Here is a 23,966-nt window from a genome sequence, read left to right as displayed (position 1 = left end):
TTAATGTTTGATAATATTTTAGAGCAACAAAAAATTCAAAAAGCGCAAGAGTTAAAAGAACTAGGAATCAACCCTTATCCACACTTTTTAAAAAAAGAAATGGGTATAAGTGAATATAAGGCTAAATTCATCTATATTAAAGATATAGAAAATCAGCGTGATGAAAATGCTCATGGAGTATTAGCAGGAAGATTAAAGCTTCTTAGGATAGCTGGTAAATCAGTATTTGCTAATATAGAAGATGAGCAAGATAATTTACAAATTTACTTTAATCAAAACATTTTAGGGGAAGAATACTTTGCCATTTTAAAAAAATATCTTGAAGTAGGGGATATTGTTTTGGTTAAAGGTTTTCCTTTTATGACAAAAACAGGAGAATTCAGTCTTCATGTAGAACAAATTCAAATAGCTACAAAAGCTATAGTGCCTTTACCGGAAAAATATCATGGGCTGACAGATATTGAGCAAAGATATAGAAAAAGATATCTTGATATGATTATGAATAGTGAGGTGAGAAAAGATTTTATTTTGCGTTCTAAAATAGTTTCTTATATTAGATCTTTTTTTGATAACAAAGGATTTTTGGAAGTTGAAACACCAATGATGCATCCTATTGCAGGGGGAGCAAATGCAAAGCCTTTTGTAACTTATCACAATGCTTTGGGTGTGGAAAGATTTTTAAGAATTGCTCCAGAGTTATATCTAAAACGTTTGATTGTAGGTGGTTTTGAGGCGGTTTATGAGATTAATAGATGTTTTAGAAATGAAGGGATGGATTTAACGCATAATCCTGAATTTACTACAATCGAGTTTTATTGGGCTTATCATAATTATCATGATTTAATGGATTTAACAGAAGAGCTTTTTGCTATGCTTTTAGATAAATTAAAATTAGATAAAAAACTTGAATTTGATGAAAAAATAATTGATTTTTCTAAGCCATTTGAAAGAATTACTTATAAAGACGCATTAAAAAAATATGGCGGTTTGGATGATGAGCTTATTAACAATAAAGAATTAATCTTAGAAAAACTAAAAAAAGATGGATTCGAAGCCAATGAAAAATTGGAATTAGGTCATTTACAAGCTGAACTTTTTGATAATTATGTTGAAGATAAATTGATTGATCCTACTTTTGTGATAGATTTTCCTATTTCTATAAGTCCTTTATCTAGAAGAAGTGATAAAGATGCAGATATTGCTGAAAGATTTGAGTTGTTTATCGCAGGTAGAGAAATTGCTAATGGATTTAATGAGCTTAATGATCCTCTAGATCAATATGAGAGATTTTTAAAGCAAATTGAAGCAAAAAATGCAGGTGATGAAGAAGCATGCGAAATGGATGAGGATTTTGTTAATGCATTAGGTTATGCTATGGCGCCAACTGCAGGACAAGGTATAGGAATAGATAGATTGGTTATGCTTTTAATTAATAAAAAATCAATTCGTGATGTAGTGCTTTTCCCAGCCATGAGACCACTTAAAAATGAGATAAAAGGAGAGTAAATGTTGGAAAAATTTGATAAAGAAATTTTTGATTTAACCCAAAAAGAGTTAGCAAGACAATGCGATGGTCTTGAAATGATAGCAAGTGAAAATTTTACCATACCAGAAGTTATGGAGGTAATGGGAAGTATTTTAACAAATAAATATGCAGAAGGCTATCCTGGTAAAAGATATTATGGTGGATGTGAATTTGTTGATGAGATTGAAACGATTGCTATAGAAAGATGTAAAAAACTTTTTAATTGTAATTTTGCCAATGTGCAACCTAATTCAGGCTCACAAGCAAATCAAGGTGTATATATGGCATTGTTAAATCCAGGTGATAGAATTTTGGGTATGGATTTAAGCCATGGAGGACACCTAACTCATGGTTCTAAAGTAAGTTCTTCTGGAAAGGTTTATGAAAGCTTTTTTTATGGAGTTGAGCTTGATGGAAGAATTAATTATGATAAAGTTAGAGAGATAGCAAAAGAGATTAAACCAAAACTTATTGTTTGTGGTGCTAGTGCTTATCCTAGAGTGATTGATTTTGCCAAATTTAGAGAAATAGCAGATGAGGTTGGCGCGTACTTGTTTGCTGATATTGCACATATTGCAGGTTTGGTTGTAGCGGGTGAGCATCCTAGTCCATTTCCTTATGCTCATGTTGTAAGTTCTACTACACATAAAACTTTAAGGGGTCCAAGGGGCGGGATTATCATGTGTAATGATGAAGAAATTGCTAAAAAAATAAATTCTGCAATTTTTCCAGGCATTCAAGGTGGTCCATTAATGCATGTAATTGCTGCTAAGGCTGTTGGATTTAAATATAATTTAAGTGATGAGTGGAAAATTTATGCTAAGCAAATCATCAAAAATACTGCTACTTTGGCACAAGTTTTAATAGATAGAAAATATGATTTAGTCAGCGGTGGTACTGATAATCATTTGATTTTATTAAGCTTTTTAAATAAAGAATTTAGTGGTAAAGATGCAGATTTAGCGCTAGAAAGAGCAGGTATTACAGCTAATAAAAATACTGTTCCAGGTGAAACTAGAAGTCCTTTTGTAACGAGTGGTTTAAGACTTGGAACAGCAGCTTTAACAGCAAGAGGTTTTAAAGAAGAGCAAATTTCTATTGTTGCAAATTATATAGCTGATATTTTAGATGATATACAAAATACAAAATTACAAGAGGAAATTAAGGTTAAACTGAAGGATTTAGCAAGTAATTTTATTATTTATGAAAGGGCTTTATTTTGATTACAACAATGGATTTAGCTTTAATTAAAATGGTTACAAGTCATTATTATATAAAGCGTGATACTATAGTAAATAAATACGAATACAAGGGTAGAATTTTCTTTGATAAATTTGAAAAAGTTAATACCCCATTAACCGCTAGTGTTATACAAGAGCATATGGAAAAAAAGATAATTGTGGCGCATTCTTTGATCAATAGTTTTGATAAGGTTGAAAATATTGTATTTGATTATAACGGTTTTAACGCGGAGCGTTTTTGGCATAGAGCGCAGCTTGTTTTAAGAGAAGAAGGTTTTATTAATTTTACTGCTTATAGAACAAGAACTAATAATCATTTACATTTGTATATCCATAAAGGACATACAACTTTTAACGAGGCTTGTTCTTTGGGCTCAAAACTATCTTTACTTTTTTCTCAAAAGATGCCAGTAGAGTGGAAGGTTTTTCCTAGTATGGATATACCTAGAGAATTTAATATATTAACCTTGCCTTATGAAGTTTATCAAAAAGAGCGCGGTGCTTCTTGGTCTAAACATATGTAATTTTGAAAGGATGAAAAATGGAAGAAAACAATAAAAACGAATTTGACGATATAATTTTGCAAAAAAGCAATAAAAGTGAAAAACTTAAAAAAATTTTACTTAGATCGATTATTTTAATCATTGTATTTTTAGTTGTTATGATAGTAATGAAGCTAATTAATGACCCAGGTGAAGAAAAAACATTACAAATGCCATCAGAACCACAAGAGCAAGCTGGTTATGAAAATAATTTTAATTCTTTACCTATTACAGATAGTGCTAAAGAAGAGGATGAGTTTGAAGCTTTAGCTAGAAAATTAAAAGAAGAGAGTTCTTTGAATGATACAAATACTACCATAGAAGAAAAGCAAGAAGTTCCAAGTAATAGTGTTTTAGATCAAATTACTACAATAGAACCAAAAGAAGAGCCAGCTAAGGTGGAAGAAAAACAAGAAGAGATTAAACCTATAGAAAAATCTATAGAAAAACCGATTCAAAAACCTTCTGAAAAACCAAAAAATAATATAGTTGAGCAACAAAAAGCTCCAGAACAAAGCAATACAAATGAATTATTTGAAAGTATCAAAACACCAAATGTTCAAACACAACTTCCTTCAGGTGCTTATATTCAAGTTTTTTCTTTAAATAGTTTAGATCCTAAATCAAAAGAATTAAATATACTTAAAGAAAATGGATATGATTATAAAATTTATAAAACAACAGTAAATGGCAAAGAGCTAACGAAAGTTTTAGTTGGACCTTATAAAGAGAGTGAATTAAAGACCGAATTAGAAAAAGTACGTTCTAAAATTGCAAAAGGTGCTTTTACATTTAGAGTAAAATGAAAACTTTTGCAGTTATAGGTGATCCTATTATGCATTCTAAATCTCCAAGAATGCATAATAATGCCTTGCAAACACTCAAAGAAGACGCAGTTTATACAAGATATCATCTAAAAGATAAAGCAAAACTAAAAGAGATTGTTCAAAAGTTAGATGGTGCTAATATCACCATACCTTTTAAAGAAGCAGCTTGTAAAATAGCTGATTTTAAAGATGAAAGTGTTATACATATAGGCTCTGCTAATACTTTATTAAATAAAGATAATAAAATTTATGCTTATAATACAGATTATTTGGGATTTTTAAAAGCAATTGAGGATTTTTCTTTTATCAAAAATGCTTTGATTTTGGGTGCTGGGGGTACAGCTAAAGCTTTAGCATATGCTTTAAAATCTATATATATTGAAGTTACAGTAGCAAATCGTTCTAGTGCTAGATTTGAAAATTTAGCTAGCTATCCATGTTTTTTATATAATCAACTTGATTTAAGTAAAAAATTTGATTTGATTATCAATACAACTAGTGCAGGTTTAAATGATGAGAAATTACCTTGCCAAGAAGAGATTTTAAAAAGTATTTTTCAACATGCCAAATATGCTTTTGATGTGATATATGGTAAAAATACACCTTTTTTAAAATTAGCAAGAGAAAATGACTTAAAAATAAAAGATGGTACACAAATGCTTTTATGGCAAGGTGTTTTTGCTCTTGAGTTATTTTTAGAATGTCAAAAAACAGAAGAAATTTTTAAAGCCATGGAAATGGCTTTAAAACTTCCTTAGTGGCTAAACCAAGATTTGATTTTATCAAACAAGCTTTCTTGTTCTATAAAGCCTTCTTCATCTGCTAAGCCAAAACTTTTCTCAAGTTGCAATAGTAGATTTTTTTGTTCATCAGTAAGCGTTTTTGGAAATTTTATTTCAATTTGTACAATATGTGAGCCTAATTTTCCATTGTGAATATTTTTAACACCTTCGTTGGCTAATTCGAATTTTTGTTTATCTTTTGCACCGACTGGAAGTTTAAGATCAGCCTCTCCTCTTATAGTGGATACTTTAATAGTTTTCCCAAGAGCAGCTTGGGTAAAAAATACAGGTACTATGGTATAGATATCATCATCATGTCTGATAAATTTATCATCATCTTCTACGATGATTTTGATATATAAATCACCTCTTTGAGAAGAATTTGGAAGCTCATTTGCTTTATTTTGTACTCTAAGACTCATACCGCTGTCTATACCTTCTGGTATATCAAGTTCTATATGATCTTTTATTTCTTCATAGCCATTACCATGACATGTTTTACATTTATCTTTTATAATCTGACCACTACCTTTACAATGATCACAGCTTTGCACAAAGGTCATAAAGCCTTGTCTAACACCAACTTGCCCTTTTCCTCCGCAATGAGGACAAGTATCTAATTTTCCATTTTCTGAACCACTTCCTTTACATGATTTACAAAAACTTTTATAGGTAAAATCGATCTTTTTTTTACAGCCAAAAACAGCTTCTTTAAAACTAATTTTTGTCGTTATTTTTAAATCTTGAGGATATTTATTTCCTTTTTCTTTTTTACGTGTTGAGCTGCCAAAACCAAATCCATCTCCAAAAAAGCTCGAGAATATATCCCCTAAATCAACATCTCCAAAACCACCAAAACCACCGGCTTGACCTTTAAGCCCTTCTTTTCCGTATCTATCATATATACTTCTTTTTTCATCATTGCTAAGCACCTCATAAGCTTCATTTACAAGCTTAAATTTCTCTTCTGCTTCTTTGTCTCCTTGATTTCTATCAGGATGATATTTTAAAGCCATCTTTCTGTATGCTTTTTTTATGGTTTCTTTATCTGAAGTTTGGGAAATTTCTAGTATTTCATAATAATTAAGTTCCACTTTTTTCCTCTCTTGAAAAATTAATATTGTAATTTTAGCAAAAAAATAAATGAATAGTTAAATTATGTGTTATAATGTTAAGTTCGTAACATATTTTCACTAAAGGGGTAGAGATGATTAATGTTTTAATGATCGAAGATGATCCAGATTTTGCAGAGTTTTTGGCAGAATATTTGGCCCAGTTTAATATAAAAGTTACTAATTATGAAGATCCATATTTGGGAATGAGTGCTGGTATAAAAAACTATGATTGTTTAATTCTTGATTTAACTTTACCTGGACTTGATGGTCTTGAAGTTTGTCGTGAAATAAGAGAAAAATATAGTATTCCTATTATTATTTCTTCAGCTAGAAGTGATTTGAGTGATAAAATTGTAGGACTTCAAATAGGTGCAGATGATTACCTGCCAAAACCATATGATCCAAAAGAAATGCACGCAAGAATTATGAGTTTGATTCGTCGTTCTAAACGAACCAATGAAACTCCTGAGAAAATAATCAATTCGGCATTTAAAATTGATGAAAAAAGACATGAGATAAGTTACAATGATGAGGTTTTGGTTTTAACTCCTGCTGAGTATGAAATTTTAAGCTATATGATAAGACAGCATGGTTTTTCGGTTAGCAGAGAACAACTTGTGTATCATTGCAAAAGCTTAAAAGATAAAGATTCTAAAAGCTTAGATGTTATTATTGGTAGACTTAGAACTAAAATTGGTGATAGCTCAAAAGCGCCAAAACATATTTTTTCAGTTAGAGGAATAGGATATAAATTAATAGGATGAAAGTAACTATTAATCTTAAAATCACCGTTCTTTTTGCAACAGCTTTTTTATTTGTTTGTGCCTTGTTTGTGCTTTTAGGAAAGGTTCAGATTGATTCTTATTTAACCAACGAACAAGGAAGGCAAAAAGAAATTGTAGAAAAAATAATATATAATTTAGAAAGAAAAGAAGATTTTTCAATACATGAGTATCTTCTTTCTAAATCTTTTAAATTAGTTGAAAATGATCGCAGTGCAAAACATATCATTGCAAAAGGTGAAAAGGTATTTAGGATTAATTCTTTATATGGAAGTTTTTCTTCTATTATTTATCATAATCAAATTTTTTTCTATGTAGAAAGGTTAAATACAAAACATCTTTATGAATTAAATGCTTCTACGCGTTTAGAATATTTATTTTTATTAAGTTTCTTTTTTAGTTTGATTTTGATTATATTTTTATATTTTTCAGTATTAAGATCTTTAATGCCTTTAAAAATTCTAAAAAAGAAAATTAAAAATATTAGTGCAGGTAAAATTGAACCTTTATCTGAATACTCTCAGATTAATGATGAAATTTCAGAAATATCTTTTGAATTTGACCATGCTATCAATAAAATTCAAGAGCTTGTAAAATCAAGGCAGTTTTTTTTAAGAATGATTATGCATGAACTTAAGACACCTATTGGCAAAGGTAGAATAGTTTGTGAAATGTTAGATAATCAAAAGCAAAAAGATCGCTTAGTAGCGATTTTTGAAAGACTTGAATTGTTGATTGATGAATTTGGGAAAATCGAAAAAGTCTTATCAAGAAATTGTCAACTTAATTTGCAAACCTATCATTTGAGTTTGATTTTAGAGCAAGCTGAAGATTATTTAATGAGGGATGATTTTTATCAAAAAGTAAAAATATCCTATAAAGAAGATACTATGATAATTGCTGATCTAGAGCTCTTTTCTTTGATGCTTAAAAATTTAATTGATAACGCTATTAAGTATTCAGATGATAAAGCGTGTGAAATTATATGCTCTGGGGATTATATAATTGTTAGAAATAAAGGGATGCAGCTTAAAAAAACTTTTGATTATTATTTAAAACCTTTTGTGAGAGAACAAAATACCCAAGTAGAGGGAATGGGGCTAGGACTTTATATTATTAATAATATTTGCAATCTTCACGGTTATAATTTAACCTACAGCTATGAAGATGGCTATCATACTTTTAAAATTGTTTTTTCAAGGTTAAAATAATTTGAAAGGTTTGGAAAAATTTAACGAGCTAGTATCTGCCTTTTCCGCTTTGCCTACTATAGGGAAAAAGTCTGCTTTAAGGCTTGCATATCATGTTTGCATAAAAGATCCTTTATTAGGCTCTAAGCTTGCTTATCATATTGAAGAATCAATTAGAATGATAAAAAAATGCACACAATGTGGTGCTTTAAGTGAAAATGAATTATGCGAAGTTTGTTCTAATATAGAAAGAAATCATAGTATTATTTGTATAGTTCAAGATTCTAAAGATGTCTTGGTTTTAGAAGATAGTGGAAGTTATGATGGGCTTTATTTTGTACTTGATGATACAAGTGAAGAAAATATTATAAAATTAAGAAGCATGATTGAGTATAATAAAACCACAGAAATATTTTTTGCTTTCACACAAGGCTTAAATTCTGATGCCACTGTTTTTTTCATAGAAGAAAAATTAAAAGATTTAAATTTGAGTTTTTCTCAAATAGCTCAAGGTATTCCAAGTGGTGTTAGCTTAGAAAATGTTGATTTTATATCTTTGCATAAAGCTATAAATCATAGAACTAAACTTGATTGATATATTGTTTTAATAATGCTAGCCATTCACTCTTATTGATATCATTTAAGATTAAATTTGCAAAATTACAATCTTTAACTCTGTTTTTAGAAAAAAGCAAAATTGCAATTTGTGGATTTTTTATCTTGTACTCTTGTAAAATTTGACTAATATGCATTAGATCAAATTTTATAACCTCATAGTCTACTAAAATTAATTTAAATCTAAATTGTAATGCTTTTTTAAAGTCACTTAAATTATCTATAGTTTGATTATGGGGACAAAATTGATTAGTTATGTTTAAAATAAGATCATTTTCAAAGTAAGAAGATTTAAAAATTAAAACATTATAACAATCTCTTGCAATGTAACACTCTTGTGTAAAATGAGTATTTAAAAAATCAACAATCTCCTCAATATGAATTTCTTCAAAAGTGAAATTTAAAACATCATCTATTTTTTCCTTTGAAATGATAAAAGAATAATTTTTATCATCTTTTTGGTTATGTTTGTATAAAATTTCACTACTAATACCCATTTTAAGCAAAATAGACTGCAATAGAAAATTTTCATTTTTGCTATTATTGATAATACCTGCATGTATGTTTTTAAAGTGTCTATGTTCTAAGTTAGGTTTATAATCATTGATAAAAGGTTTTAATATATAAGCAGAATTATCTAGATATAGATAGCTCAAGCCGTGGGCAAGATATTGATAATTTTGTTCTAGATGTAGGTTTTCCTTTTTTTGCTCATGCAGCTTTTTACCCATTAAATCAAACGATAATTTTAAATTTTCTTTTAATTCTTCTAAAGAGTTTGATTTTGGTAAGGAAAAATATTTTTCTATCTCTTGAATCAAGGTTTTGTCTTTTTTGATTTTATGATTTTTTGAGATTATATAAATACAGGCAATAATAAAAATCAAAATACTTATAAAAGTATAAATGAAGAATAATTTTTGATCCATAGGATATAAAAAATAATAATTTAAAAAACATAAAATTAAAGTCAAAACACTAATAAATAATATCATAAATTTTCCTTGATTAATTTAGCTATTTTTGCATTGGAAAGTGATTTTAATTCATCAAAACTAGCTTTGCTAATCTCATCAAAACTACCATAATAATCTAAAAATTTTTTAATATATCCTTGAGAAATTCCAAGTTGTATTAATCTAGAACTTTGCAAATCTTGTTTTCTTTTTGTTTTTTGATGAAAACTAATTGCAAAGCGATGTGCTTCATCACGTAATTTTTGCAAAAATTGTAATTTTTTATCATCAGTAGAAAGTTGAATTTTACCTTCTTGAGTATAAATTTTATCTTTCGCACTTCCTTTTGCCCTGTAAGCTTTTGCATCTATTTTCTCTTTAGAAATTGCTAAAATATCTACATTTGCCCCAGAGCTTTTTATGATATCATTGGCTAGCTTTAATAAAGCATCTCCTCCATCAATTAACCATAAATCAGGTGGGGGATTTTTATCAAATGACAAAGCCCTTTTGCTAAGGGTTTGAAGCATTTGATCGTAATCATTTTTATAGAATAAATGGTAGTGTCTATAAGAACTTTTGTCAAATTGTCCATCTTTATAGGCTACCAAAGCACCGACATTCGCTTCACCTTGCATATGAGAATTATCAAAAATTTCTATATAATTAGGATAATTTTGTAGGTTAAAAAAATCTTTTAATTCTTTTAAAAATAAATAATTATCGCTTTTTAAGTGCTTTTGTATGTTTATTTTTGCATTTTCTAGTGCAAGTTCACATAAGGCTTTTTTTTCGCCAAGTTTTGGAGTTTTAAGATGAAATTTTTTAGAAAACCTTTCACTAAGTAAATTTTGCAAAAGGTTCATGTCTTCAAATTCTTCATGCGTATAGATTCGGGTTGAATTTATTGGACTATCTTGGGTGTAATTTTCTAATATGTATTGTTTATATATTGCATTTAGGTCAAATTCATCTTGATGATTTAGAGTTAGTACTTTATGGTTTGAGCTGATTATCCTGCCATTATTTATAACAAAACGCACCATAGAGAGTATATTTGCTTCATGGCGTATGGCAAAAACATCAAAATCTTCTAATTTTGCAAGGTCTATTTGGATTTTTACACTTAAATCTTCTATTGTTTTGATTTGATCTCTTATAGTAGCTGCTTCTTCATAGTTTTCATTTTTTGCATATTCAAACATTTTATTTTCTAAATTTTTTGTCAAAGATAAGGGATTTAAAAGAGCTTGAGTTGCCTTTTGGATAATTTTTTCATATTCTTGTTTAGAAATTTTTTGCTCACATGGACCTTTACAACGCTTGATTTGATAAAAAAGGCAAAGCTCCTTGCAAGATTTTTTTTGTCTTAGTTCAAACGATAAATACAAAGCATTTAAAAGCTCTTTTGCTCCTTTAAAAAACGGACCAAAATATTTTATTTTGTTTTTTTTGATGATTTTTCTTGTAATTTCAAATCTAGGAAAATCTTCGTTTAAATCTATGTAAATATAAGGGTAGGTTTTATCATCTCTTAATAGTATATTGTATTTTGGATGAAGTTGCTTTATAAAAGAATTTTCTAGTATTAAAGCATCAGCCTCGCTTTTTGTGGTGATAAATTCTAGATGATGTGTTTGGCTAATCATTTTTTGAATTCTTAAGCTATTATTAGGATTTGGGCAAAGATTTGGAGTGAAGTTAAAATAACTTCTAACACGGTTTTTTAAATTCTTGGCTTTACCTACATATAAAAGCTTACCTTGAATATCAAAGTATTGATATACACCAGGTAAATTTGGTAAGGTTTTGAGTTCATTTTCAAGCATTTTTTATAAGCTTTCGCAGTTCTTCAAATTTGTTATGTAAAATAGGATTTTCAAAATGATTTTTAAAATTTCCACTAGAAAGCTCTAAGTGAGCTTTTTTATGTTCATTAAAAGTTTTGTTTTTAGAAATAAAGTTTTGATCACTGAGTATTTTTATGTTTTCTACCTTTGCAAAATTACTCATTGGCCTAGCTAAAGTATAGTTTTTTATGAGACTTTTAATCATTTTTTTGGTATTATCGTGATTTAATTCCATATATGCAATGTGGTGCTTAACTAAAATAATCAAAGTATTATTTTTTATAAAGAGTTTAGTAATCATTTGTTGGTGATTGTGATTAAATAAATTTAAAAACTCTTTATATTGAAAAAATATTTTTAAAGGTTTATAATGTTTAAAATCAGCAAGCTCGTTGATGATGTAATGACTCGTTTTAATTTTCATTTAATTATTTTAACATTTTTTTTATTAATATTTCTAAATGCATGTGGCTATAAGGATGCTCCATTTTATGAGATAAAAGATAATAATGGCAGTGTAAAGGAAATAAAAAAATTCCAATCTTTGGAGAGTGAAATATGAATAAAATACTTTTTTTACTTTGTTTTGGTGTTAGTTTTTTGTTAGCTAGTCAAACACATGAGCTAAATTTAGCTTTTAGTGCTTTAGGTATAGGTATTTTAATAATTTTTATATTGGGTTATTATTTTATCGCAGCAGAAGAGAAATATCATATCAATAAAACTAAGCCTGCTTTATTTATAGGAACTTTTTCTTTTATTATCATTGGTATATATATGGTAATGAATGATTTAAACACACAAATACTTGAAGAAAGTGTAAATCATCTTATTTTAGAAATTGCACAAATTGTGTTTTTCTTAATAGCTGCTATGACTTTTATAGAAGCCTTGATAGAAAGATCGGTTTTTGAAACTTTAAAATACAAACTTGTAAGCAAGGGTTATACTTATAGAAAATTATTTTGGCTAACAGGTATTTTAGCTTTTTTTATCTCTCCAATTGCAGATAATCTTACAACTGCTTTGATTTTATCTACTGTGCTTTTAACCATAGATAAAGATAATAAAGAATTTTTAATTCCAGGTGCTATAAATATTGTAGTAGCAGCTAATGCTGGTGGAGCTTGGTCGCCTTTTGGTGATATTACTACTTTGATGGTTTGGACAGCAAAAAAAGCCACGTTTTTTGAATTTTTTGCTCTTTTCCCTGCTTCTTTTATTGGTTGGTTGCTTACTGCTTATTTGTTATCACGTTATGTGCCTAATATTAAGCCAAATTTTCACAAAGATAATTTAGAAAAAGTCGAGATTAAACCAGGTGGTAAAGTTTTTATTGTGCTTGGTTTTTTAACTATAGCTTTGGCGGTATTTATTCATAGTATTTGTGATTTACCTGCAATGTGGGGTATGATTTTTGGCCTTTCATTGCTTAGTTTGTATATGTATTTTTTCAACAGAAAACAAGGTAAAAAAGATTTAAATATTTTTCATTATATGACGCGTATTGAGATGGACACTTTATTATTTTTCTTTGGTATTTTATCTGCTGTGGGCGCCTTGCATTTTGTTGGTTGGCTTGCTTATGCTTCTGATCTTTATGCAAAATTTGGAGCTACTAGTATTAATATAGGAGTAGGATTTTTATCTGCTATTGTAGATAATGTTCCGGTTATGAGTGCGGTATTAAAGGCAAATCCAAGCATGGATGATACTCAATGGCTTTTGGTAACTCTTACAGCAGGAATAGGGGGGTCTTTGATCAGCTTTGGTTCAGCTGCTGGAGTAGGAGTAATGGGCAAAATGAAGGGAATTTATACTTTTAATGCTCATTTAAAATACGCATGGACGATTTTGGTTGGTTATATAATATCTATTATAGTTTGGTATGTACAATTTCAATTGTTAAATTTGTAAAGGAGTTAGATGAAAAAAGCAGATATTTTAGTTTTGGACTTTGGTTCACAATATACACAACTCATTGCTAGAAGATTAAGAGAGCAAGGTGTGTATGCAGAAATTTTACCTTTTAACGTAAGTTTAGATGAGATCAAAGCTAAAGAGCCTAAGGGTATTATTTTAAGTGGTGGGCCAGCTAGTGTATATGCAAATGATGCTTATTTTTGTGATAAGGGTGTTTTTAATTTAAATATACCAGTTTTAGGAATATGCTATGGTATGCAACTTATGGCACATCATTTTGGAGCAAATGTTGCCCCAGCAGGTCATAAAGAATATGGTAAGGCAACTATAGATATTCAAAATGATAGTGATTTGTTTAAAAATTTACCTAAAAAGCAAACGGTATGGATGAGCCATTCTGATAAGGTTGAGAATTTGCCACAAGGTTTTGAGGTTTTAGCGACTAGCGAAAATAGTCCATTTTGTGTATTTGGAGATGAGAAGCGTAAATTTTTTGCTTTACAATTTCACCCTGAAGTGCAACATAGTGAATTTGGAAAAAGCATCTTGAAAAATTTTGCTAAGTATGCATGTAATTGTGATAGTGTATGGAATATGGGATCTTTTGCAAAAACTCAAGCACAAAAAATCAAAGAAGAAGTAGGAAATGATAAAGTACTTTGTGCAGTAAGTGGCGGAGTTGATAGTAGCGTGGTGGCTGCATTGTTGGCAAGTGCGATAAAAGATCAAGTAGTAGTTGTTTTTGTTGATAATGGTCTTTTAAGAAGTGGTGAAAAAGAACAAGTTGAGTATATGTTTAGACACACCTTAGGTATTGATTTAATCAGTATTGATGCTAGAGAGATTTTCTTAAGTCGTTTAGCAGGGGTAAGAGATCCTGAACAAAAGAGAAAAATCATAGGAAATACTTTCATAGAAGTTTTTGAAGAAGAAGCTAAAAAACATAAAGATGTAAAATATCTAGCACAAGGGACTTTGTATACTGATATTATTGAAAGTTCGGTTGTAGGAGCTAGTAAGACTATAAAATCTCATCATAATGTGGGTGGTTTACCTGAAAAGATGAATTTAAAACTCATCGAGCCATTAAAGGAAATTTTTAAAGATGAGGTAAGAGCTTTGGGAATGGAGCTTGGCTTAAGTAAAGATGTAGTTTATCGTCACCCTTTCCCAGGGCCAGGCCTTGCTATACGTATAATGGGTGAGGTAAATGAGCCTAGTTTGGAGCTTTTAAGAAAAGCAGATGTTATTTTGATTGAAGAATTAAAAAGCAGTGGCTGGTATGATAAGACATGGCAAGCTTTTTGTGTGCTTTTAAACGTGCAAAGTGTTGGTGTAATGGGTGATAATAGAACTTATGATAATGCAGTTTGCGTGCGTGTTGTTAATGCAAGCGATGGTATGACTGCAACTTTTTCTCATTTACCTTATGAATTATTAGAAAATATTTCACGTCGTATTATTAATGAAGTAGAAGGAATCAATCGCGTAGTGTATGATATTTCTAGCAAGCCACCAGCAACGATTGAATGGGAATGATCATTTAGTGCAAAAATAAACAAAAGCAGGGGGAAGATTTTGCCAAATGATAGGTGAAATTTCTACCTTGCTAAAAGTGGCAAAAAGTTTTTTCTTAAAAGCTCTCCCTTTTGGTGTTGGGAGTATATAAGCAAATGTTGCAAAACAACCATTTTCCTCTAAAGCATCATGAATGGATTTTAGCAATAAATCTTGTTCTTTGGAATTTAATAAAGCCCAAGGAATTCCTGAGATAATTAAATCTACACTATTGATCGCTCTTTTTTCTAGCATATTTGGTAAAAATTCTGCTGAGTTGACTTCTATATCTATATTTTTTATCTTTTGCTTTAATTTTTTTGCCATTTGAGGATTGATTTCTACGGCAAAAAAACTTGCATTATGGCTTTTTTGTTTGAGGATGTACTTTGTAAAACTTCCTGTACCAGGCCCTATTTCAACGATATTTTTTGCATGTTGGACATGAGAAGTTATGAGTTTACTTAATTTTTTAGAGCTTGCGCAAAACGCACCTGTTTGTTTTGGGTTTTTAAAATATTGATATAAAAACATAAATAAAATACCTAAAGACGTTTATTTTGTGAAATTTTAAAATATAATTGTAAATTTATGAAAACAAAGTTAAAATAAGAATTGAATTTTTCTTTAAATCAAGGATTTGGATATGCACGGAAAAATAATGGTTTATGTGGATGCTACTGGAAGAGGAACAGTAATCAATCTAGCAAAAACATTTTTTGAATTTAATAAACACGCATGGCATGATAAAAGAAGTATGCCAACGGTTGGTATGTTTGTTGAATTTAGATCCGATGGAAAGCATATTACCGATTTACGTCCTTCTAAATTTCAAGAATTTACAGATGGTGATTTTATCAAAGAAAGAGATTTCTGGAAAACAGATAGCGATGATGAATTAGAAGATTTAAGATTGACAAGACGCGATGCTTATGTTCAAGAACTTTATAGAGAAACAGATTATGATAATCTTGATAAAATCACATTAAATTTAACTATCCCACAAGCCATTCAAAGATATTTTTATAATGAAACCTTGTCAATTAATGCAGTAAAAGACATTAACACAGATGAGGTACCATATATTATTGATTTTTTTGCTATGAAGCGTTTTTTATATAAGGCTTTAGATACTTTATTATTTTCGGATAATACTATCAATCAAGCTGATTTTTCTGCAATGAAAAATATCATAGTGCACCTTGAAATGTCATATAAAGATATGAAAGACAAGCAAAAGCATATCAATATGGAACGCTTATATGAAGAGGTTTTTTTATCTCATCAGTGTCATTACCAAGCGCTTTTAGCTTCGATCGATAATAGAAAAAATAGAAAATTAGCACTTGATCGTCAAATGAGTACTTTAATAACAGATATAAAATCAAAACAAGCAAGATTAGAAGCAGAAGGTGGAAAAAAACACCATGAACTAGAAGAAATGATACAAGGTAAAAAACAAAAACTAATAGAATTAAAAAATGAAGCTGATTATTTTACTAAAAGCGTAGAAAGACTAGAGTTGATAAAAAAATCTTTTTATGAAAAAAATTTTACTATTTTTAGTAATAGTTTTAATATGGCAAGAGAAAAGCTTTTTGAAAAGATTAAGCAGGGTTTAAATATATGTGCAACAAAACTAGATATAGAAATTTGGAAAAAATCTTTAAAATCAACAAGCATTAAAAACTCTTATTTTAAAACAGCAAGTGAAATTTCTTTTTGTACGCTTTCTTTTGCTGAGCTTTATTTAAACAGACTAAACAAACATGCTTTAAACCCAAATGATCAATTGTTGTTTTCATATGTAAAGAAAGTAAAAAAAGAATGTGAAAAGAATTTCCTAGTTGTAACTTCTAATCCTGATTTATATGTTAATATGAAGATTCAAATTTTTGCAATGAATCCTTATTATGTAGTTAAGCATGCACCTAAGAAAGTAAATTACCAAGGGTTAATGAAAAATACTGAATTTGATATAGTTTATGTCGATGAAAAGACTATATGGGCGCCTGTTGCTGATGTTATTTTGGAAGGAAAATATTTTTTAAAGAAAGATTCTAAGACAAAATTTAAGATTTTATAAAAACCTTTTAAACGCTATTTTTAAGTTTTGTTAGTTATAATTATACTGCCTAAATGGTTCGATATGGTATTAAAGAGGATCCAACACATTAATTATAAGCTGTGATGTGTGATTTACCGTGTTCTGTGACTTCGTTTGAGTTTTGAAAAAAGCGAGAAGCTGCAGCCTTTAAAAATCACCTAATGGCATACTTTGACTTTTTGAGGGTCAGACACTTATACTCCGGCCATTTGGGTTTTTGTAATATTTTTAAGGAAAATAATGAAAATTTTAATACTAGGAAGCGGTGCTAGGGAGTATTCTATCGCTTTGGCTCTTCAAAAAACAAATGATAATTTAGAATTTTATTTTGCTCCAGGAAATGGTGCTACTGCTAAAATAGGAACAAATCTTAATATGAAAGATCCTAAAGTTATAACAGCTTATGCAAAAGCATCTGAGATTGATCTTTGCATAGTTGGGAGTGAAAATTTTTTAGCAGAGGGTATAGTAGATCTTTTTAAAGAAAACAATATTGCTATTTTTGGGCCTACTAAAGCTGCTGCTATGTTGGAAGCTTCAAAATCTTTTATGAAGAGTTTTTTAAAAAAATATAAAATCAAAACAGCTAAATTTTTAAACACAACTGATTATGAAAAAGCTAAGAAATTTATCACATCTTTAACACCTCCTATTGTTGTAAAAGCAGATGGCTTATGCGCAGGTAAAGGGGTGATTATCGCGCAAAGCCATGAAGAAGCTTTAGAAGCTACTAAAAATATGCTAAGTGGAGAAAGCTTTGGGGAAGCTGGAAAAATTGTTGTGATTGAAGAATATCTTGATGGTTTTGAATTAAGCGTATTTGCAGTTTGCGATGGAAATGATTTTATATTGTTGCCTGCAGCGCAAGATCATAAAAGATTATTAGATAATGATAAAGGGCCTAATACGGGTGGCATGGGGGCTTATGCTCCAAGTACTTTAGCAAGTGAAAATTTGTTAGAGCAAGTGAAGAAAGATATAGTGACGCCAACTCTTAAAGGCATGAAAGAAGAAGGTGCTGAATTTGTTGGAGTGTTGTTTATAGGCTTGATGGTTGTAAATAATAAACCTTATGTTTTAGAGTATAATGTGCGTTTTGGTGATCCTGAATGTGAGGTTTTGATGCCTTTAATAGAAAATCCTTTGGATTTATTTTTAGCATGTGTGAATAAAAATCTTGCTAATACTCATATAAAAATTAAAAATGAATTTGCTGTGGGTGTGGTTTGTGCAAGTAAAAATTATCCTTACAAGGACTCACCAAAAGCTTTGATTGAGATAGGCGATATTCCACAAAATTCTCATATTTCTTATGCTGGTGTGAGTTTAGAAGATGATAAATTATATGCCAGCGGTGGTCGCGTGTTGGTTTGTGTGGGAACTGGCAAAAGCATTGAAGAAGCTCAAAAAAACGCTTATATACTTTGTGAAAATGTCCATTTTAAAGGAAAACAATACAGAAAAGATATTGCCTTTCAGGTTCTTAAATGAGCACCAATCAAGAATTATTTGATAAGCTAGAAAAAGAAGAAATAAAAATAGCAAGTTTAAAAAAAAGATTTTTAGCTTATGTTGTTGATAGTTTTGTAATTTTGGGCATCGTAAGTATTATTTTGCTCGATAAAATTAATTCTATGCAAACTTATGAAGAAATTCATAATCTTTTAATACGTTTTGCTGGTGGGATTTTGATTTTACAGTTTGCATATCATAGTTTATTTACTTATTTATATGGCGCAACTTTAGGAAAAATGCTTTTGAAGATCATGGTGATTGATCAAGAATTGCTAGATAAACCAAATTTTACTCAAAGCGCTCTAAGAGCAGGTGTAAGACAAATTAGTGATATGTTGTATGGTTTAGGATTTGCTTGGGCTTTGAGTAATATTGTTTTGAAAACTTGGCATGATTATGCAGCCAAAACAGTGGTGATAGATCTTGCGTAAAATATTGCTTTCTTTAGCTTGTGTAGGGAGTTTGTATGCTTCTAAGGTAGACATTTATGCTTTAGATGTTGTAAAAACAAATGATATCATAGAAGCAAAAAACAATGTGGTTGTAGTTTCTGATTTGTATTTAATAACTGCAAGCGAGGCTAAATTTAATGAAACAACTAAAGATTTAGAATTGTTTGGTGATGTGAATATCTTACGAGGACAAAAAGAAAGAACTAATTCTACTTATACTAAAATTAATCTTAAAGATAACACAACAGCTTTTAAAAATTTATTTTTTTCAAATAACGATTTAGAGGTTTGGTTGCAATGTCATCAAGCAGATTTAAATGATAAGTTTGTTGTAACTAAAAAGTCGGTTGTTTCTAGTTGTAATGTTGAAAATCCTGATTGGGAAATTCGTTTTGATGAAGGAAAATTAAATAAAGAGAGTAATTTTTTACATCTTTATAATGCAAGATTGTATGTAAAAAATACTCCTGTGATGTATTTGCCGTATTTTGGCTTTAGTGTAGACACTAAAAGGAAAAGTGGTTTGTTAATTCCTCAGGTGGTTTTAAAACAAAGCGAGGGGTTATATTATAACCAACCAATCTATTATGTTATTGATGATAATGCAGATATTCAATTTGAACCTCAAATTAGGACAAAAAGAGGCTATGGATTATACTCAACTTTAAGATTTATTGATAGTCCTTATTCTCAAGGTGAAATTAGTGGTGGTATTTTTGGAGAAAAAACAAGCTATAAAAAAGAAGAAAATTTAAAAAACAAAGAACATTATGGTTTAGAGATTAAATATTCAAGTGAAGCTTTACTCAAGAGCCTTTTGAGCGATGAATTTCAAGAAGGTTTATGGATTGATGCTACTTATTTAAATGATGTAGATTATATGAACTTAAGCTCTAGTGCAAAAACTGAAGCTTCTTTGGTTACCTCAAAAATAAATTATTTCTTATCTGATGATGATAATTATTATGGTGCTTATGCGAAGTATTATATAGACACTTCTAAAATTAGCAACAAAGATACCATGCAAGAATACCCTTCTTTTCAATATCATAGATATTTAAATGGTTTTTTTGATAACTATATACAGTATAGCTTAGATGCTTCTTTTCATAGATATTATAGACATACGGGTATTTATGCTAAAACTTTAGATTTTGATTTACCTTTAATTTATCATACAAGTTTTTTGGATGATTTTTTAAATTTTGCCTTTACAGAAAGAGTTTATGCAAATTTTGTAGATTATTCTAATACAGATATTAAAAATCAAGAGCATTTGTTTAGAAATTCACATAATTTTTCTTTATATACAGATCTTTCTAAACCTTATGAAAATTTTTATCATACCTTGTATTTAGGTGCTAATTATTTTATACCTGGAGCCAAATCAGGTAAAATTACCGAAGATTTTATAGAATTAAAAGATGATCCTGAGCAGTTTAATTTTTCGATGTATCAGTATTTTTATAGTGCTTTAGGCAAAAAAAAGCTATATCATAGTTTAAAGGCTAAGTATTTTACCAAAGAAGGTAGTTTTGGTGGTTTTGATAATGTTGTGGAATATTTTTATAATGATTATATAAGTTTAAGAAATGAGGCGGAATATTCAGGGGTAGATAATCGCTTTGATAAAGTATTTAGTGAGGCCTTATTTGATTATGGTGAGTGGAAAGTTAGTTTAAATCATGCTTATAGAATATATGAAAAAGAAAAATATAATTTTTTAGGAACTAAAGCTCAGTATGATATAAATACCAACTATCAAATATTTGGTGGTTTGTGGTTTGATTTGAATAAAGATCCTGAAAAATGGGAGATAGGTTATACTTATCAAAGAAAGTGTTGGAATTATTCTTTGATGTATCGTAAGGATATTTCACCTAAACTTACTAGTGGTGGGATTAGTGCTAAAGATCAGAGTGGTGTGTATTTTATGTTTAATTTTTATCCTTTGGGTGGTGTATCTTATGATTTTTCTCTGGAAGAAAATGAAAGGTCTATATAATGTTTTTTGAAGATGAAAAAGATGCGCTTGAAAGATTATATGATTTACTTCCATTAAATAAATTAAAAGATTATATCATTATTACTCCTTCTTTAAAATCTATAGTTTTTGTTGATGCATTGGCAAAAAAATTAGAAATACCCTATGATTTTTTATTTACAGAGCAAATCAAAGCTCCTAATAATGATGAATGTCAAATAGCTATGATTAGCGAAACAAAAGAATTAGTTTACAATGAAGCCTTAGTTAAGGCTTTTGATATAAGCTTAGATTATATTTATGGTGAGGCAAATAGAACTTATGAAGAAAAAATTTTAAAGAATGTATATCGTTATAGAAAAGGTAATCTTTTAAAAGATTTAAAAGGAAAAAATATTTTAATGTTGCATGAGGGGTGTGAGAGTGGGATTACTGCTTCTTCATGTATAAAAAGTTTGTTAAAAGAAGAGGTTAGTAGTATTATTTATGCCACCGCTTTAATGCCAAGTGATGTATATGATTATATTAGTGTTTTTGCAGATGAGGTTTATTGCGTGCAAAAAATTGATCATTTTGTAGATATTGAGTTTTATTTTAAAAATAAAACGATTTTGCAAGCTCACGAAATTTTAGATATTTTAGAAGAAAGTAGGTATTATTTACCTTTAAAAAAATAAATTTATATCTGAGCAATAAGTTGTTTAGATATAAATTTATAGGCAAAATAAAAACAGGCTTTTTAAGTTTTAGTTTTTAAAATTTAAAAAGCTTATTTGGTTTTGTCTATGATAAAAATTTAAAGGAAAATCATGCGACATGAAATAAATATCAATAATCACCTTGAAATATTTGATACCGATAAAGTAGCAAAACAAGCAGCAGGTGCAGTTTTAATGCAAGAAAAAAATGCAGTAGTTTTAGCAACTGTGGCAAGAGAAGAAAAAATGGTAGAAGAGGATTTTTTGCCTCTTACGGTACAATATATAGAAAAAGCTTATGCAGCAGGTAAAATTCCAGGAGGTTATGTAAAAAGAGAAACTAAGCCAGGCGACAATGAAACATTAAGCGCTAGGATTATAGATAGAAGTTTAAGACCTCTTTTTCCAAAAGGATATGCATATCCAACTCAAATTGTTGTAATGGTTCTTTCTGCTGATCCTGAAGTAGATTTACAAGTGATAAGTTTAAACGCTGCAAGCGTTGCTTTGTATTTAAGTGATATCCCTATTAAAGCACCTGTTTGTGGTGTAAGAATAGGTCGTATAAATAATGAATTTGTTTTAAATCCAAGCAATAGCGAGTTAAAAAATAGCACTTTAGATCTTTATGTAGCAGGTGTTAAAGATGAGCTTTTAATGATAGAAATGAGAGCTTTGGCAAACAAGCAAGATGATAAACACCGTATGAATGAACTTAGCGAAGATGATACTTTAAAGGCTTTAGATTTTGCAAGTAGTGCAATCTTGCGTGGTTCCAATGAATATGAAAAAGCATTTGCTGCTTATAGAAAAAATTCTAAACTTGAGTTTAAAATAGAGTCAGATAATATTCAAATTATTGACTATATAAAAAATACTTATATAACAAAACTCAAAATTGCTATTAATCAAATGGCAAAAAGTGAAAGGGCAAGTGAAATTTTACAAATAGCAAAAGAGATTGAAAGTGAATCTATGGCTATTGAAAACGAATGGAAATTTGAAGATATTGAAAAAGCTTTACATTTATGCAAAAGAGAACTTATTAGAAGCCAAATTATTAATGAAAATAAAAGAGCAGATGGTAGAGGTTTAAAGGATGTTAGAAAAATAGACATAGAAACAAATATTTTACCAAGCACACATGGATCTTGTCTTTTTACTAGAGGGCAAACCCAAGCCTTAGTTGTGGCCACCTTGGGAAATGATAATGATGCGCAAATGTCAGATATGCTTACAGAAAAAAACCCAATTTGTGAAAAATTTATGGTTAATTATAATTTTCCAGGTTTTTCGGTGGGCGAAGCTAGCCCTATAAAAGCTCCTGGTAGAAGAGAGCTTGGCCATGGAAATTTAGCAAAAAGAGCTTTGTATCCTAGTGTTGATACAGATTATGTTCATACAATTCGTTTGGTTTCTGAAATTTTAGAAAGCAATGGTTCTAGTTCTATGGCTACTGTTTGTGGTGGTGCATTGGCTTTAAGAGCTGCAGGGGTAAAAAGTGAAAAACTAGTAGCAGGTGTGGCGATGGGGCTTGTTTTTGAAGATGAAAAATATGCTATTTTAACCGATATCATGGGGCTTGAAGATCATGATGGAGATATGGATTTTAAAGTAGCAGGAAGCTATGATGGAATCACTGCTTTGCAGATGGATATAAAACTTGGTGGTATAGAGCAACAGGTTTTAAAAGAAGCATTATATCAAGCAAAAGAAGCTAGAGAACATATTTTAAAACTAATGGAAGAAGCTGATAGAAATATCATTATTAATGAAGCTATTTTACCAAAGATTGAGATCTTTAATGTAGATCCAAACAAAATCCCTGATATCATAGGTCAAGGCGGTAAAACTATAAAAGAAATCATCGAAAAATTTGAAGTTAATATCGACTTAGATAGAGATAAAGGCGAAGTTAAGATAACAGGAATTAATCATGATTTAATTTCTCAAAGCAAAGAGTATATATTAAATTTACTTCACTCTAAAGGTTCTAACAAAAAGCGCGACAAAAAGGAAATGCCTAAATTTGATATCGGAGAAGAATTTATAGGAAAAGTTCAAAAAGTTGTAGAATTTGGAGTTTTTGTAGAACTTAAAGAAGGCGTGGATGGTTTATTGCATAATTCTAAGATTAAAGAAAAGTTAGAAGTAGGTAATGAAATTAAAGTTAAAGTTGCAGAAATCAAAAACGGAAAAGTATCTTTAGACTTAGCCTAAATTTTGAGTATATAAAAAAATATGCTCAAAATTTTATATTATATCTTGACAAAAGAATATTCTTTTGGCATAATTTCGTTTTTTG

General features: G+C 29.5%; 21 protein-coding genes. 16 read left to right on the top strand and 5 right to left on the bottom strand.

The features are described from left to right. The first annotated feature begins 3 nt into the window (after positions 1-3). Genes lysS through CAMP5118_RS07065 form a run of 5 tightly spaced genes read left to right on the top strand, consistent with a single transcriptional unit; the run spans position 4 to position 4,893 of the window. A complete protein-coding gene (gene lysS / locus CAMP5118_RS07085; RefSeq protein WP_337216958.1) occupies positions 4-1,506 on the top strand; it encodes a lysine--tRNA ligase in 1,503 nt (500 codons plus the stop codon). Further along, entirely contained in the window at positions 1,507-2,748 is a 1,242-nt protein-coding gene (locus CAMP5118_RS07080; protein ID WP_263679599.1) for a serine hydroxymethyltransferase, read from the top strand. Beyond that, complete coding sequence (locus CAMP5118_RS07075; RefSeq protein WP_337216957.1) at positions 2,745-3,290, top strand: DUF1882 domain-containing protein; 546 nt, start codon at positions 2,745-2,747, stop codon at positions 3,288-3,290. Before CAMP5118_RS07080 ends, CAMP5118_RS07075 begins: the two co-directional genes overlap by 4 nt. A 17-nt stretch (positions 3,291-3,307) precedes the next feature. Further along, positions 3,308-4,114, top strand: a complete 807-nt coding sequence (locus CAMP5118_RS07070; RefSeq protein WP_337216956.1) for an SPOR domain-containing protein — start codon at positions 3,308-3,310, stop codon at positions 4,112-4,114. After that, positions 4,111-4,893: a shikimate dehydrogenase gene (locus CAMP5118_RS07065; RefSeq protein WP_337216955.1), complete on the top strand. Its 783-nt coding sequence runs from the start codon at positions 4,111-4,113 to the stop codon at positions 4,891-4,893. The genes CAMP5118_RS07070 and CAMP5118_RS07065 overlap by 4 nt, the downstream gene beginning before the upstream one ends. Here CAMP5118_RS07065 and dnaJ read toward each other — a convergent pair. Further along, on the bottom strand, positions 4,890-6,011 hold the full coding sequence (dnaJ, locus tag CAMP5118_RS07060) for a molecular chaperone DnaJ (protein ID WP_263683193.1): 1,122 nt from the start codon (positions 6,009-6,011) through the stop codon (positions 4,890-4,892). The genes CAMP5118_RS07065 and dnaJ overlap by 4 nt on opposite strands. A gap of 113 nt (positions 6,012-6,124) precedes the next feature. On the opposite strand from dnaJ, the gene CAMP5118_RS07055 reads away from it, so the two are divergent. The 3 genes from CAMP5118_RS07055 to recR are packed head-to-tail and all read left to right on the top strand — an operon-like array spanning position 6,125 to position 8,599. Further along, on the top strand, positions 6,125-6,796 hold the full coding sequence (locus CAMP5118_RS07055) for a response regulator transcription factor (RefSeq protein WP_012661225.1): 672 nt from the start codon (positions 6,125-6,127) through the stop codon (positions 6,794-6,796). Next, complete coding sequence (locus tag CAMP5118_RS07050) at positions 6,793-8,025, top strand: ArsS family sensor histidine kinase (protein ID WP_263707213.1); 1,233 nt, start codon at positions 6,793-6,795, stop codon at positions 8,023-8,025. Before CAMP5118_RS07055 ends, CAMP5118_RS07050 begins: the two co-directional genes overlap by 4 nt. A gap of 1 nt (position 8,026) precedes the next feature. Further along, on the top strand, positions 8,027-8,599 hold the full coding sequence (recR, locus tag CAMP5118_RS07045; RefSeq protein WP_337216954.1) for a recombination mediator RecR: 573 nt from the start codon (positions 8,027-8,029) through the stop codon (positions 8,597-8,599). On the opposite strand, the gene CAMP5118_RS07040 is transcribed toward recR, so the two are convergent. Genes CAMP5118_RS07040 through CAMP5118_RS07030 form a run of 3 tightly spaced genes read right to left on the bottom strand, consistent with a single transcriptional unit; the run spans position 8,586 to position 11,849 of the window. Beyond that, a complete protein-coding gene (locus tag CAMP5118_RS07040; protein ID WP_337216953.1) occupies positions 8,586-9,614 on the bottom strand; it encodes a hypothetical protein in 1,029 nt (342 codons plus the stop codon). The genes recR and CAMP5118_RS07040 overlap by 14 nt on opposite strands. Beyond that, positions 9,611-11,404, bottom strand: coding sequence for an excinuclease ABC subunit UvrC (gene uvrC, locus CAMP5118_RS07035; RefSeq protein ID WP_337216952.1), 1,794 nt, complete (start codon positions 11,402-11,404; stop codon positions 9,611-9,613). Before uvrC ends, CAMP5118_RS07040 begins: the two co-directional genes overlap by 4 nt. Then, entirely contained in the window at positions 11,397-11,849 is a 453-nt protein-coding gene (locus tag CAMP5118_RS07030) for a hypothetical protein (protein ID WP_337216951.1), read from the bottom strand. Before CAMP5118_RS07030 ends, uvrC begins: the two co-directional genes overlap by 8 nt. Before the next feature lie 134 nt (positions 11,850-11,983). Between CAMP5118_RS07030 and nhaD the strand changes: the two genes are divergently transcribed. Both nhaD and guaA read left to right on the top strand, forming a co-directional pair. Next, a complete protein-coding gene (gene nhaD / locus CAMP5118_RS07025) occupies positions 11,984-13,342 on the top strand; it encodes a sodium:proton antiporter NhaD (protein ID WP_337216950.1) in 1,359 nt (452 codons plus the stop codon). A 9-nt stretch (positions 13,343-13,351) separates the two neighbouring features. Further along, complete coding sequence (guaA, locus tag CAMP5118_RS07020) at positions 13,352-14,887, top strand: glutamine-hydrolyzing GMP synthase (RefSeq protein WP_263728157.1); 1,536 nt, start codon at positions 13,352-13,354, stop codon at positions 14,885-14,887. On the opposite strand, the gene CAMP5118_RS07015 is transcribed toward guaA, so the two are convergent. Continuing rightward, the gene (locus tag CAMP5118_RS07015) at positions 14,888-15,439 is read right to left on the bottom strand and encodes a class I SAM-dependent methyltransferase (protein WP_263664184.1); all 552 of its coding nucleotides are present in this window, start codon (positions 15,437-15,439) and stop codon (positions 14,888-14,890) included. It abuts the gene before it with no gap. Between the two features lie 112 nt (positions 15,440-15,551). On the opposite strand from CAMP5118_RS07015, the gene CAMP5118_RS07010 reads away from it, so the two are divergent. The 6 genes from CAMP5118_RS07010 (at position 15,552) to CAMP5118_RS06985 (ending at position 23,881) form a co-directional block, all read left to right on the top strand. Then, positions 15,552-16,991: a hypothetical protein gene (locus CAMP5118_RS07010; RefSeq protein ID WP_263664185.1), complete on the top strand. Its 1,440-nt coding sequence runs from the start codon at positions 15,552-15,554 to the stop codon at positions 16,989-16,991. Positions 16,992-17,252: 261 nt separating this feature from the next. Further along, a complete protein-coding gene (purD, locus tag CAMP5118_RS07005; RefSeq protein WP_337216949.1) occupies positions 17,253-18,503 on the top strand; it encodes a phosphoribosylamine--glycine ligase in 1,251 nt (416 codons plus the stop codon). Further along, positions 18,500-18,958, top strand: coding sequence for an RDD family protein (locus tag CAMP5118_RS07000; protein WP_337216948.1), 459 nt, complete (start codon positions 18,500-18,502; stop codon positions 18,956-18,958). Before purD ends, CAMP5118_RS07000 begins: the two co-directional genes overlap by 4 nt. Then, positions 18,948-20,984 carry an LPS-assembly protein LptD gene (locus CAMP5118_RS06995; protein WP_337216964.1) on the top strand — a complete coding sequence of 679 codons (2,037 nt, stop codon included), beginning with the start codon at positions 18,948-18,950 and terminating at the stop codon, positions 20,982-20,984. The genes CAMP5118_RS07000 and CAMP5118_RS06995 overlap by 11 nt, the downstream gene beginning before the upstream one ends. Then, on the top strand, positions 20,984-21,640 hold the full coding sequence (locus CAMP5118_RS06990; RefSeq protein ID WP_263664187.1) for a phosphoribosyltransferase: 657 nt from the start codon (positions 20,984-20,986) through the stop codon (positions 21,638-21,640). The genes CAMP5118_RS06995 and CAMP5118_RS06990 overlap by 1 nt, the downstream gene beginning before the upstream one ends. A 132-nt stretch (positions 21,641-21,772) precedes the next feature. Beyond that, a complete protein-coding gene (locus CAMP5118_RS06985) occupies positions 21,773-23,881 on the top strand; it encodes a polyribonucleotide nucleotidyltransferase (protein WP_337216947.1) in 2,109 nt (702 codons plus the stop codon). The last annotated feature ends 85 nt before the right edge of the window (positions 23,882-23,966 follow it).

Source organism: Campylobacter sp. LMG 7929 (assembly GCF_024723595.1).
In the GTDB taxonomy this organism is placed as follows: Bacteria; Campylobacterota; Campylobacteria; order Campylobacterales; family Campylobacteraceae; genus Campylobacter_D.
The sequence above is the reverse complement of the archived record's forward strand: the minus strand, read 5'-3'. Positions and strand labels throughout refer to the sequence as shown.

Coding starts and splice junctions, on each gene's coding strand:
- lysS (WP_337216958.1), top strand. CDS start 4: ATGTTTGATAATATTTTAGAGCAACAAAAAATTCAAAAAGCGCAAGAG.
- CAMP5118_RS07080 (WP_263679599.1), top strand. CDS start 1,507: ATGTTGGAAAAATTTGATAAAGAAATTTTTGATTTAACCCAAAAAGAG.
- CAMP5118_RS07070 (WP_337216956.1), top strand. CDS start 3,308: ATGGAAGAAAACAATAAAAACGAATTTGACGATATAATTTTGCAAAAA.
- CAMP5118_RS07065 (WP_337216955.1), top strand. CDS start 4,111: ATGAAAACTTTTGCAGTTATAGGTGATCCTATTATGCATTCTAAATCT.
- CAMP5118_RS07055 (WP_012661225.1), top strand. CDS start 6,125: ATGATTAATGTTTTAATGATCGAAGATGATCCAGATTTTGCAGAGTTT.
- CAMP5118_RS07050 (WP_263707213.1), top strand. CDS start 6,793: ATGAAAGTAACTATTAATCTTAAAATCACCGTTCTTTTTGCAACAGCT.
- CAMP5118_RS07040 (WP_337216953.1), bottom strand. CDS start 9,614: ATGATATTATTTATTAGTGTTTTGACTTTAATTTTATGTTTTTTAAAT.
- uvrC (WP_337216952.1), bottom strand. CDS start 11,404: ATGCTTGAAAATGAACTCAAAACCTTACCAAATTTACCTGGTGTATAT.
- CAMP5118_RS07030 (WP_337216951.1), bottom strand. CDS start 11,849: ATGAAAATTAAAACGAGTCATTACATCATCAACGAGCTTGCTGATTTT.
- nhaD (WP_337216950.1), top strand. CDS start 11,984: ATGAATAAAATACTTTTTTTACTTTGTTTTGGTGTTAGTTTTTTGTTA.
- guaA (WP_263728157.1), top strand. CDS start 13,352: ATGAAAAAAGCAGATATTTTAGTTTTGGACTTTGGTTCACAATATACA.
- CAMP5118_RS07015 (WP_263664184.1), bottom strand. CDS start 15,439: ATGTTTTTATATCAATATTTTAAAAACCCAAAACAAACAGGTGCGTTT.
- CAMP5118_RS07010 (WP_263664185.1), top strand. CDS start 15,552: ATGCACGGAAAAATAATGGTTTATGTGGATGCTACTGGAAGAGGAACA.
- purD (WP_337216949.1), top strand. CDS start 17,253: ATGAAAATTTTAATACTAGGAAGCGGTGCTAGGGAGTATTCTATCGCT.
- CAMP5118_RS07000 (WP_337216948.1), top strand. CDS start 18,500: ATGAGCACCAATCAAGAATTATTTGATAAGCTAGAAAAAGAAGAAATA.
- CAMP5118_RS06990 (WP_263664187.1), top strand. CDS start 20,984: ATGTTTTTTGAAGATGAAAAAGATGCGCTTGAAAGATTATATGATTTA.
- CAMP5118_RS06985 (WP_337216947.1), top strand. CDS start 21,773: ATGCGACATGAAATAAATATCAATAATCACCTTGAAATATTTGATACC.